At 75.2% G+C, this 11,332-nt stretch carries 8 protein-coding genes; 3 read left to right on the top strand and 5 right to left on the bottom strand.

Annotated elements, in window-relative coordinates; genetic code table 11:
- Nucleotides 1-2 precede the first annotated feature (2 nt).
- The 5 genes from ACFCLZ_RS05670 to ACFCLZ_RS05650 all read right to left on the bottom strand — a co-directional run bounded on the left by ACFCLZ_RS05670 (nucleotide 3) and on the right by ACFCLZ_RS05650 (nucleotide 6,866).
- Complete coding sequence (locus ACFCLZ_RS05670; RefSeq protein WP_380283587.1) at nucleotides 3-200, bottom strand: hypothetical protein; 198 nt, start codon at nucleotides 198-200, stop codon at nucleotides 3-5.
- 52 nt (nucleotides 201-252) lie between these two features.
- Nucleotides 253-2,073: a carbamoyltransferase gene (locus ACFCLZ_RS05665; protein WP_380283586.1), complete on the bottom strand. Its 1,821-nt coding sequence runs from the start codon at nucleotides 2,071-2,073 to the stop codon at nucleotides 253-255.
- 11 nt (nucleotides 2,074-2,084) lie between these two features.
- Nucleotides 2,085-4,265 carry an iron-containing redox enzyme family protein gene (locus ACFCLZ_RS05660; protein WP_380283585.1) on the bottom strand — a complete coding sequence of 727 codons (2,181 nt, stop codon included), beginning with the start codon at nucleotides 4,263-4,265 and terminating at the stop codon, nucleotides 2,085-2,087.
- A 196-nt stretch (nucleotides 4,266-4,461) separates the two neighbouring features.
- Nucleotides 4,462-5,499 carry an IopA gene (locus tag ACFCLZ_RS05655; RefSeq protein ID WP_380283584.1) on the bottom strand — a complete coding sequence of 346 codons (1,038 nt, stop codon included), beginning with the start codon at nucleotides 5,497-5,499 and terminating at the stop codon, nucleotides 4,462-4,464.
- Nucleotides 5,500-5,642: 143 nt separating this feature from the next.
- Nucleotides 5,643-6,866, bottom strand: coding sequence for a sensor histidine kinase (locus tag ACFCLZ_RS05650; RefSeq protein WP_380283583.1), 1,224 nt, complete (start codon nucleotides 6,864-6,866; stop codon nucleotides 5,643-5,645).
- A 192-nt stretch (nucleotides 6,867-7,058) separates the two neighbouring features.
- Between ACFCLZ_RS05650 and ACFCLZ_RS05645 the strand changes: the two genes are divergently transcribed.
- The 3 genes from ACFCLZ_RS05645 to ACFCLZ_RS05635 all read left to right on the top strand — a co-directional run bounded on the left by ACFCLZ_RS05645 (nucleotide 7,059) and on the right by ACFCLZ_RS05635 (nucleotide 11,297).
- Nucleotides 7,059-8,690 (top strand): PucR family transcriptional regulator, encoded by a 1,632-nt coding sequence (locus ACFCLZ_RS05645; RefSeq protein ID WP_380283582.1) that lies wholly within the window; start codon nucleotides 7,059-7,061, stop codon nucleotides 8,688-8,690.
- 436 nt (nucleotides 8,691-9,126) lie between these two features.
- Complete coding sequence (locus ACFCLZ_RS05640; protein WP_380283581.1) at nucleotides 9,127-10,449, top strand: diaminopimelate decarboxylase; 1,323 nt, start codon at nucleotides 9,127-9,129, stop codon at nucleotides 10,447-10,449.
- A 149-nt stretch (nucleotides 10,450-10,598) separates the two neighbouring features.
- Entirely contained in the window at nucleotides 10,599-11,297 is a 699-nt protein-coding gene (locus ACFCLZ_RS05635) for a DUF998 domain-containing protein (protein WP_380283580.1), read from the top strand.
- Nucleotides 11,298-11,332: the final 35 nt, after the last annotated feature.

The following is an 11,332-nucleotide window of genomic DNA, read 5'->3' as shown; positions in this document are numbered from 1 at the left end:
CGTCAGGATGTGATCCAGTAGCTGGTGGCCGTGCGGTCGACCGCACGGTCGAGCGGGTCGCGCACGCGCCGGGCGACGAACCCGACGGGAGTGAGGACCAGCAGGTAGGCGAGCAGGAGCAGGAGTTGCAGGCCGGTGCGGCGGGTGGCGCTCATCGGGGTGGTGCTCATCGGGGTGGTGCTCATCGGGGTGGTGCTCATCGGGGTCGTCCTTCCGGGAGGGGCCCGAGGGGGCGGGTGGGGTGCCGGGTGGTCAGTCGAGCGGGATCTCGTCGCGCCAGTCGCCGTCCTCGGTCCAGGCCGGCTGGTCGGCCTTGGTGAGCAGGAGGTCGCCGATGGCGAGGGTGTCGATGTCGGTGCGCATGAAGCAGCGGTAGGCGTCCTCGGGGCTGGTCACGATCGGCTCGCCGCGCACGTTGAAGGAGGTGTTGACCAGCACGGAGCAGCCGGTCCGCTCCTTGAAGTCGCCGAGCAGCCGGTGCAGCCGGGGGTCGGCCTCCGCGGTGACGGTCTGGATCCGCGCGGAGTGGTCGACGTGGGTCACCGCGGGGATCGTGGAGCGGGCGGTCCTGAGCCGCTCCAGGCCCCGCGCGGCGCCGTCCGACTCCAGCCGCTGCTGCTCGGCCACCTGGGCCACGATGAGCATGTAGGGGCTGGGCTGGGAGAGCTTGAAGTACTCCTTGGCGTCCTCGGCCAGCACGATCGGCGCGAAGGGCCGGAAGGACTCCCGGAACTTGATCTTCTGGTTCATCACCGACTGCATCGCCGGATTGCGCGGGTCGCCGAGGATCGAGCGCCCGCCGAGCGCGCGCGGGCCGAACTCCATCCGGCCCTGGAACCAGCCCACCACCTTGCCCTCGGCGAGCTGTTCGGCGACCTGCCCGGACAGCTCCTCCGGAGACAGCCGGGTGTACGGGACGGCGTTCGCGTCGAAGTAGGCCGCGATCCGGTCGTTGTCGTAGCCGGGGCCGAGCCGGGAGGCGCGCATCGCGTCGCGGCCGGTGCGGGTGTGCGGGCGGGCGGCGCGCTGGGCCAGCAGGGCGGCCCCGAGGGCACCGCCGGCGTCCCCGGCGGCGGGCTGGATCCACACCTCGTCGAAGATCCCCTCCTCGACGATCCGGCCGTTCGCCACGCAGTTGAGCGCCACCCCGCCGGCCAGGCAGAGCCGGCGCTCGCCGGTCCGCTCGCGGGCGGTGCGGGCCAGCCTGAGCATCACCTCCTCGGTGACCTCCTGGACGGACGCGGCCAGGTCGAACTCCCGCTCGGTGAGCGGGGCTTCGGGCTGCCGGCGGGGCCCGCCGAACAGCTCCTCGAACCGCCGGCCGGTCATCACGTGGCCGTGCAGGTACTCGAACCGATCGGTGTCGAGGTGGAACGAGCCGTCCGGCTTCAGGTCGATCAGCTTCTCCCGGATCAGCCGGGCGTACACCGGCTTCCCGTACGGGGCGAGGCCCATCAGCTTGTACTCGCCGGAGTCCACCTTGAAGCCGCAGAAGTAGGTGAAGGCCGAGTACAGCAGGCCGAGCGAGTGCGGGAAGCGCAGCTCGGCGACCGGCTCGACGCGCTGTCCGGCGCCGTGCCACAGCGAGGTGGTGGTCCACTCGCCGACGCCGTCGACGCAGAGCACCGCGGCGGACTCGTACGGGCTCGGCAGGAAGGCCGAGGCGGCGTGCGACTGGTGGTGGCCGAAGCGCTGCACCGGCGGCACGGCGCCGAGACCCAGCCCGCGCAGCTCCTCGCGCACGGTGTCCAGGGTGCGTGCCTTCCAGCCGAGCCAGGCGGGCATGACCTCCCGGAAGGAGCTCCAGGTGTGCGGCGCGGTGGCCGCGTAGGTGGCGAGCACCCGGCGGAACTTGCGCGCCGGGTCCTCGTAGTAGGCGATCGCGTCGACGTCGCCCAGCGTCAGCCCGGCCTCGTCGAGGCAGTACCGCACGGCCTGCGCGGGGAAGGCGGAGTCGTGGCGCCGGCGGCTGAACCGCTCCTCCTGGGCGGCCGCCGCGATGCCGTCCGCGCCGACCAGCGCGGCGGCGCTGTCGTGGTAGTAGGCCGAGATGCCAAGCACTGTGGTGGCCACCGGTCAGCTCCTCAATTCGGGTTCTTCAACGTGACGTTCAGTGCGGCGTACAGGTCGGGCACGGTGCCCTCGGGCGGGTTCAGGGACCGGTAGCCGGCCCGGACGCGTTCCCAGACGGCGGCCTCCTGCTGGGGGCCGACCACCCCGGGCAGGTCGGCGAGGTAGCTGTCGATCGCGTCCGCCGCCCAGGCGGAATGGCCGGTGGCGACGTTGTCGATGGTGTTGTGCAGGTCGACGAACTGGGTGCTGAAGCCGTGGTGCTTCAGGCCCGCCCGGGCGCTGCGGTAGCTGCCGCCCACCCCGGAGAGCTCCATGGCGAGGTTGAGGCCGAGGATCTCGGGCTGGAAGCGCTGCGGGAACCGGGAGATGCTCAGCCAGTAGACCGGGAGCGCGAAGGACTCCTCCCGGAAGCCGGGCCACTCGGCGAACGCGGCCGACCCGGTGGGCGGCAGTTCGACGCCCATCGTGGCGATCAGGTCCCGGTAGATCTTCGGGTGGTTCAACTCCCACTCGCCGTTGCCGAGTTCGTCCCAGTAGGTGCGGAAGAGGAGCTGGCCGCAGCGGGACGAGGCCAGCCGGTAGTCGGTGAACCCCTGCAGCCAGCCGCCGTCGATCATGATCAGCGGGGCCAGCTGCACCGTGGAGTCGACGAGGTCGGCCCGGTCGGGCAGCGGCACGCTCCGCTCGGCGAACTCGCTGCCGTGCCGGTCGTGCGCCTGGTCCAGCCACTCCCGCAGGCCGTTGGCGCCCTGCCAGAGGGCGGGCAGCTGCTGCGGGGCGCGGTCCAGGCCGTAGCGCGAACGGGCCAGCCAGCGCCGGGCGTAGTCGTACGCGTACCGGCGCAGCCCCGGGGTGTCGGTGCGGGAGAGCAGCGCGCGGTAGGCGGCCCGGACGCCGATCCTCGGGAGCGGGGCCGCGTCGGGCGCGGCGGGGACCGGGACCGGGCGCTCCCGGTGCAGGTACCAGGAGCCCTGCGCCCGGTGCAGTGCCCGCCGGTCCTCCGGCGCCGGCGTTCCGCCGTCGGCCACGGGGGAGCCGTCGGTGGGCAGGGCGGCGATCCAGCGGCGCAGCACGGCGATCTCGGCCGGGGTGAAGATCCGGAACATCGGGCCCTTGGGGCCGATCAGGCCGCGCAGCAGCGGGCTGGCGTCGGGCCGGCCCGGGCGGATCAGCGGGCTGGCCGCCAGGGCGTCGAGGAACGGGCCGGGGCCGGCGCCGGGGTCGGCGAACCAGGCGCCGAGCGGGCGGCCCGCCAGCTTGTACCGGGCGTGGTAGACGGCGGCCTGGCGGGCCCGGGTGCAGATCAGCCGCCACACCTCGTAGTCGGGGTGCCGGGAGAGCCGGGTCTCCTCGGCCAGCGTCTCGCACCAGCGGCGCAGTTCGCCGAGCGCCCAGTGGAAACCGCGGCGCAGCCGTTCCGCACCGGCCGGGCCGTTCTCCGCCAGGTACTGGCGGGCGGCGGCGGTGGACAGCTCCAGCGCGGTGGCCGCGGGCTCGCCGCGCGCGGCGCCGAGGTCCAGGGCCAGGGCCTCGTCCCGGTCCAGTACCTCCGGCCCGAGGGCGGCCAGCGGGGGCAGCAGGCCGACCGAGCGCAGGCAGAGGTCGGCGCCCAGCAGTTCGGGCAGGAACGCGCCGGGCAGCCGGCTGAGCGCGAGCAGCATCGCGGGCAGCCGGAAACTAAAGCTCTCGACCCGCTCGTTGGCGGCCAGCCGGATCCGGGCGAGCGGTTCCTCGACGCGGTGGCGGTGCAGCAGGCGGCTGTAGTCGGAGCCGCGGTCCGCCTCGGCGTAGCCGACGCCGACGTCGGCGGCGTACAGGGTGAGCACCCGCAGGGCGAGCGGGGTCTCGGCGTTGCCGGAGCTGGAGAGCCACTGCAACCACGCGCCGGCGGACAGGGCCAGCGGCGCGCAGTTCAGCAGCACGCACCGGACGGCCGGGCCGTTGTCGGGCCCGGCCAGGGCCCGGGCGAACGGCTCGGCCGCCGCGGCCGCCCAGGCGCGGGCGGCCGCGGTCAGCTCCTTTGGGTCCGCCGCCCGGCCGGGGGCGCTGTCCCCGGTGCGGCCGGCGGCGGCGAGCGCCGCCCGGACCGGTTCCAGGTCCGCGGGCCGCAGCGGCAGGTCCCCCTCGGGGTCGAGCGCGCGCAGGTACAGGATGCGGTGGTCGGGCTCGGGCTGGGCGGCTGCGTTGGTCATGGCGTACCGCGCCCCTCCGTTCTCGGCGTCGGTCGGGTCAGAACATCGGGTAGATGGAGTTGTCGTTGCGGCGCTTGCGGCGGCGCCGGCGGAACAGCGCGACGATCTTGCGGAACACGGTTCGGCTCCCTGCTGATGCGGTGTCGGTGGACGGGACGGGACGGTGGTCGGGCGGTGGTGCGGGGCCGGGCCGGGTTCAGAGGTCGAACGCGGCGCGCAGCAGCTCCGCGGTCACCTGGTGGCCGCGGTCGGTGAGGTGGACCTGGTCGACGAAGAGCCACTCCTCGGCGGCGGGCGAGGCCGCGACGGCCGCGTTGGCGTCCAGGAACGAGACGCCCAGCTCCTTGCAGACGGCCTCCAGCCGCTCGGCGTACCCGTCGTGCACGGCCGGGTCGAGGACGGGGGCGAAGAGGTTCCACATGCCCGCGCGCTCGGCACCGGCCTCCTCGATGAGGACGCGCTCCTCGGCGGTGAAGGGCTTGCGGGTCCAGGTGGCGGTGGGCTGCAGCACGTAGTGCAGCCGCGCCCCGAGCGGGGTCACCAGGTCGGCGAGCGTGCGCAGGTCGCGGGCGGCGTGCCGGACGGCGGTCTCGACGCGCGCGGCGGGGTCGGGAACGGCGCCGCCCGCGGTGTCCGCGCCCTCCTCCGGTCGGCCCAGCCGCTTGGCGACCCGGCCGAGCCGGCCCCGGGCCCAGCCCGGCTGGCCCATCCGCTGCCCGAGGTCGGGCGCGCCGAGCTGGCCGAAGAACTCGCCGGAGAAGAAGAACTGCGGGTAGTCGCCGTCGGCCTGCGGCAGCCCGGCCACCACGAGGTTGTTGAGCCCCGAGAAGACCACCACGTCGCGCACCGCCGGCAGCCGGTGCCGGTGCAGCTGGAAGAGCGCGGCCTCCTGGGTGGAGTTGAAGGCCGGCGCCGCCAGGTTGAGCCAGGGCCGGGCCTGCGGGCCGCGGGCGAGCAGCGAGGGGATCGTCCAGGCGTCCCCGCTCGCCCCGAAGCCGAACGCGGGGGAGGCGCCCAGCACGACCCCCACTGGCTCCTCGGGCACCGTCCCGAGCAGCGAGACCGGTCCGGCGGTCCCGTGCGAGACCCGGAACCCTCCGGCGTCGGTGTTCACCACCGGGGAGCGGTAGCCGGGCCGGTTGAAGAACATCACGTACGGCAGCCAGCGCACCTCGCCGGTCGCGAACTCCTCGTACTGCTTGATCTGCGGCGTCAGCCGGTGCTGCGCTTCCACTGCGGCGCCTCCGATGTCCCCGGTGGGTCTCTTCGACCACCGAGTCTTCGAGGTGTGCCTAGATTGCGGCTCGAACCGTGTCGGAGCGGGCCGGCGGGCGTCGCGCGGTCCGGGCCCGGGCGGGGGAGCCGCCCGGGCCCGGCTCAGGCGGCCGCCCCGCAGGGGTCCTCGGCGGAACTGCGCGGCCCCTGGCCCGAGCCGGGGCGCATCGGGCACTCGACGTGCAGCCAGTACCACTCGCCGCGGACCGTGGAGGTGACGGTGCCGCCGCTCAGCGCGAGCCGTGCGGAGAGGTTGCGCAGCCCGATGCCGCGCCGCGCCGGGGCGCCCGGGGGCGGTGTCCGGGCGCCGTTGTTGCCCACCCACAGGTGGACCCGGCCGGCCCGCTCGCTGAAGATGACGGTGCACCGGGTGGCGCTGCTGTGGCGCAGCAGGTTGGTGACCGCCTCGCGCAGCACGATGGACAGGCTGGTGCCCACCTGTTCGTCGAGCTTCTGCGGCGGGTGGCCGTCGATCTCGACCTGGAGCCCGGCGGTCTCCAGCGTCCCGCGCACCACCTGGAGTTCGCGTTCCAGCGACATCGCCTGCGGTCCGGTGGCCACCGCCCGTACGTCGGCCAGCGCCTGGCGGGCGAGCGCGAGGGTGTCCCGCAGTTCGGCGTGGGCCCGGCCGTCGTCGGTGCCGACCAGACGCTGGATCACCTCGATCTTCAGCGTGATGGCCGAGAGGCTGTAGCCCAGCAGGTCGTGCAGGTCCCGGGAGAACCGGAGCCGTTCGCTGGAGACGGCGATCCGGGTCGCCCGCCGGCGGGCCTCGTGCTGGCGGTGCACCAGGTCGCACAGGGCGCTCAGGCCGTAGGTGAGCACGCCGACGGCCAGCGAGGAGAGCTCCAGGTACAGCGGTGCGAGACCCTGGTGCTGGTGCGGGGAGAGCGCCAGCACCGTCACGTTCACGAGCGCGTACAGCGCCCAGGCGAGCGGTGCGCCGCGCAGCGCGATGAGGATCGCGCCACCGAGGAAGCCGCTCAGGTTGCCGGACAGGACCCCGGTGAGGGGCAGGGTCAGGAAGGTCAGCACGGTCTGGACGCCGAGCAGCCAGGCGGTGTTCCGGCGCGGCGCGCGCAGTGCTCTGGGGTGGCAGTTGTACAGCTGGATGGCGAAGCAGCAGAGCACGATCAGCAGGGCGGTGATCAGCCCCGCCCGGTCGTGGGTGCGCTTCGCGAGGTTGACGCCTCCGATGACGGTGAGCCCGACGGTGACCGCCGCCACGAGCGCGTAGGCGAACCGCGGTGGCATGGCCTCTCCATGGGCGTCCTCGGCGAGCGGTGCGGAGACGAAGCGGTGGGGACTGTCTGTGGGGATTCTCATGTCCTCGCCCTTGATCGGTGTACGGGCAGTTCATACACGGGGCACTTGACTGTCATGCACAGGGCCGACAAGTTGGCCGAAACGCTGAGGGTTCGAGGCCCCGCCGCCGGGTACCGGGGCCACCCGCGGGCGCCGTGACGGGCCGGCGGACCGGGGGTCATACTGGGCGCCGGACGCGGGGAGGAGCGGGTTGTGGAGCGGACCTTGCGGGGGGTCGTGGCACTCGCCGAGGCGGTCGTGGAGGTGGGCGTCGCCCCGTCGGGGCTGGACGTGCCGGTGACGGGGCTGGACGTGTTCGACCGGCCCGAGCCCGGGGCCGATCCGGGCGCCCTGGTGGTGGCCGTCGGGGTCGACCCGCGCTCGGAGCGGGCCGTGGCGCTGGTCCGGGCGGCGGGGCGCGACCGGGCGGCGGCGGTGGTGTTCCGCGAGGAGGGCGCGGGAGCGCCGAACGGGGCGCTGCGGGCCGCCGCGGGCGAGGCCGGCACGGCGGTGCTGTTCCGCCGGACCTGGGCCGACTGGGCGCAGCTGATCGGCACCCTGCGGGCCGGGCTGGCCGTGGCCGAGGAGGCCGGGGCGGCCAATGTGCCGCTCGGCGACCTGGACGCGCTGGCCGAGGCGCTCGCCGCGCTGGTGGGCGGCGCGGTGACGATCGAGAGCCCGGACTCCCGGGTGCTCGCCTACTCCTCCAACAACCGCGACGTCGACGACATCCGCCGCTCCACCATCCTGGCCCGCCGGGTGCCGGCCGAACGCCGGGCGGCGATGCGCGAGGACGGCTTCCTCGCGCTGCTGCGCCGCAGCCCGGGCGCGCTGCACCGCCGGGCCGACGGCACCGTCCCCGAACGCGCGGCCGTCGCGGTGCGGGCCGGCGAGGAGGTGCTCGGCTCGCTGTGGGTCGCGCCGACGGGGGGCCCGCTGCCGCCGACCGTCGCCGAGGCGCTGCGGGCGGCAGCCCGGATCGCGGCGCCGCACCTGCTGCACGACCAGGCCCGCCGCGCCGGGCAGCACGAACTGGTGCTGGAGGCGGCGCGCGCCCTGCTGGCGGGGCGCGGCTCGGCGGACCTGCTGGCCGCCCGCACCAGGCTGCCGCCGGCCGAGCCGTGCGCGGTGCTGGCGATCGCCCCCGCCCCCGGGCCGGATCCCCGACCTACCGACGCCGCCCCGGTCGGCGGCGGGCGGCTGGCCCGCTCGGCGCGCGCCGCCTGCGCGCGACGCGGCCACCCCGTGGTGGCGGTGGCCGCCGACGGCGGCGCCCGGGTGCTGCTCGGCGGCCTGGAGCGCGATCCGGAGCGGGCCGCCGACCGGCTCGCCCGGCTGGCGGGCGCGCTCGCGCGGGAGCTTTCGGCGGAGCTCGGCCGCCCGCTGCGGATCGGCATCGGCGAGGTCCGGGCCGCCCTCGACCGGGCCGCGGAGTCCGCCCGCACCGCCGAGCAGGCGCTGCGCGCCCTGCGCCTCGGCCGCTCGCCGAACCCGCCGCCGGCCGCGGGTGTCCGCGAACTGGCCGACACCGTCGCCCTGTTGACCGCCCTGGACGCGCTGCGGGCCCACCTGGCGCCCGCGCCGGAAAGCTCGGTGGCCCGGCTGGTGGCGCACGCGGCGAAACCGGGGGAGGAGGTGCTGCTCGACACGCTGCGCGCCTATCTGGAGCACGCCGGGGACAGCGCCCGGGCCGCCGCCGCCCTGGCCGTGCCCGCCAGCACCTTCCGCTACCGCAAACAGAAGGCCGAGAAGGTCTGCGGCATCGACCTGGACGACCCGGACGCCCGGCTGCTCGCCCACCTGCAACTGCGCCTGCTCGCCCTGGACGCGGCCGAGCACGCCTGATGTCACCCGGCGCCGTTGAGCTCTCCTGGCGCCGTTGATGTTTCCTGGCGCTGTTGATCTCTCCTAGCGCGTTGACGGTACCTGGCGCCGTCGACCTCGGCCGTCGCGCGGGCGACGGTACCTGGCGCCGTTGACTTCTGCTAGCACGGTCGACAATGCCTTGCGTGGCTAGCCCGCCGAGCGCGACCGACCCCGCCCAGCGCGACGGACTCGCCGCGGACGACGGTGATCCGGCCCCCCGCTCGCCGCCGGGCACCAATCCGGCGGCCCCGGCGCCGCCGCCCGGTCGGGTGACGCGGCGCCGTCCCCGGAAATCCGCGCCGTGGGACGAAGACGCGGCCGCCGCGCGCCCGGCAGCCTGGTGCCACGCCCGGGGCCACCTTGGTCCCGGCCCCGGGTGTCCGATCCGCCCGACGAGCCCGAGGAGCGCGACACCATGCCCCTTCCCCAGCCCGCCGCCACCGGCGAGGACGCCGCCGCCCGCCGCGAACTGGCCCTGCGCGAGGCCGTGCGCCGCCGGCTGCTCGACCCGGAGGACGCGCTGCTCGCCGCCTTCGTCGACCTCGACGGCGTGGCCGCGAGCGTCGCCGACCTGCACCGCGCCTTCCCGGCCGGGGTCGAGGTGCTGCACGCCTTCGCGGCGAAGGCGAACTGCCTGGTCCCGCTGCTCGCCCGGCTGCGCGGGCTCGGCATGGGCTGCGAGGTGGCCAGCCCCGGCGAGTTCGCCCAGGCCCTCGCGGCCGGATTCGACCCCGCCCGGATCGTCTTCGACTCGCCCGCCAAGACCCGCCGGGAGCTGGTCCAGGCCCTGGAGCTCGGCGCCGCCGTCAACATCGACAACTGGCAGGAGCTCGACCGGGTCGACGACCTGCTGCGGGCCGGCGCCTCCGCCTCCCGGATCGGCGTGCGGGTCAACCCGCAGGTCGGCGCGGGGGCGATCGGGGCGATGAGCACCGCCACCGCGACCTCCAAGTTCGGCATCACCCTGGCGGACGAGGGGAACGCCGAGCGGCTGGTGGAGGCGTTCCGCGCGCGCCCCTGGCTGACCTGGGTCCATGTGCACGTCGGCTCGCAGGGCTGCCCGCTGGACCTGATGGCCGAGGGCGTCGCCCAGGTCGTCGCCTTCGCCGAGCGGGTCAACGCCGAGCTGGGCCGCCGCCAGGTGGTGGGCATCGACCTCGGCGGCGGACTGCCCGTCAACTTCGCCGACGACACCACCACCCCCACCTACGCCGACTACGTCGGGCGGCTGCGCGCGCACGCGCCGGAGCTGTTCGACGGCCGCTACCGGCTGGCCACCGAGTTCGGCCGCTCGCTGCTCGCCAAGAACGGCTTCACCGCCGCGTACGTCGAGTACACCAAGGCCTCCGGGGGCCGTCGGATCGCGGTCACCCACGCCGGCGCCCAGGTCGCCACCCGCACGGTGTTCATGCCGGACACCTGGCCGCTGCGGATCACCGCGCACCACCCCTCGGGCGCCGCCAAGGAGGGCGACGACCCGGTGCCGCAGGACGTCGCCGGGCCCTGCTGCTTCGCCGGCGACCTGCTCGCCAGGGCCCGTCCGCTGCCGCCGCTGGAGCCGGGCGACCTGGTGGCGCTCCTCGACACCGGCGCGTACTACGCGACGACCCACTTCCAGTACAACAGCCTGCCCGAGCCGGCCGTGCACGGCTTCACGGTGGACGCCGGGGGAGCGGTGCGCTTCGAGCCGCTGCGCCGGGCCCAGCCCGTCGAGGAGCTGCTCCGGCCGGTGGGCTGACCCGGCGACGGGTCACAGTCCGGTGACGGACGGTCAAAATCGCAGGAGGGAAGGCGTGCCGGGTGGTGCGGCGCGGGTATCACCCTGCCGCGACCGCCGCCCCCGGGGCCGCGGTGCGACAGCCTCAGCTCGTCGAAGGAGGCCTCGTCATGACCGCCCGAACCCCCGCCGACGTCCGACCCCCCGCCGATCCCCAGGCCCAGGACGTGCGCACGGTGCGCCGCCTGCGGCTCGGGGTCGGTGTCCTCGGCCTCCTGCTGCCGATCGTGCTGCCCGTCGGCAACAGCCTCACCTCCGCCCGGATCGCGCTGCTCGACTCGATGAGCGCCTCCTACTACACCCACATGCGCAACGTCTTCGTCGGCGGCCTGTGCGCCATCGGCGTCTTCCTCATCTGCTACCGCCACGACCGCCGGGAGGACCGGCTGAGTTCGGTGGCCGGGGTGCTGGCGATCGGGGTGGCGCTCTTCCCCACCGAGCCGCCGGACTCCGTCACCGCCCACCCCAGCGGTGTCCAGACGGCCGTCGGCATGGTCCATCTCGCCTTCGCCGCAGGGCTGTTCGGCGTGCTGGCGTACTTCTGCCTGCGGCTGTTCGCGGACTCGCCGGCCACCGGCGGCCGCCGCCCGGCGCGTGACTGGGTCTACCTGGTCTGCGGCTGGGTGATCGTGGCGGGCATCGGGGCGGTCGCCGTGGCCGGGGTGCTCCACCTGGCCCGGGACTGGCCGCTGACCGTGCCCTACCTGGGTGAGGCGGTCTCCGTCCTCGCCTTCGGCGTGGCCTGGCTGGTGAAGAGCGAGGCCCTCACCGGCCTCGCCCCGCGCCCCGCCCGGGCCGTCACGGCCTGAGCCTCGGGGCCGGCCACCCGACCGCACCCCGACCG

The sequence above is a fragment of the Kitasatospora purpeofusca genome (assembly GCF_042691725.1).
Taxonomy (GTDB): Bacteria; Actinomycetota; Actinomycetes; order Streptomycetales; family Streptomycetaceae; genus Kitasatospora; species Kitasatospora purpeofusca_B.
This window is presented reverse-complemented; position numbering and strand designations above follow the sequence as displayed.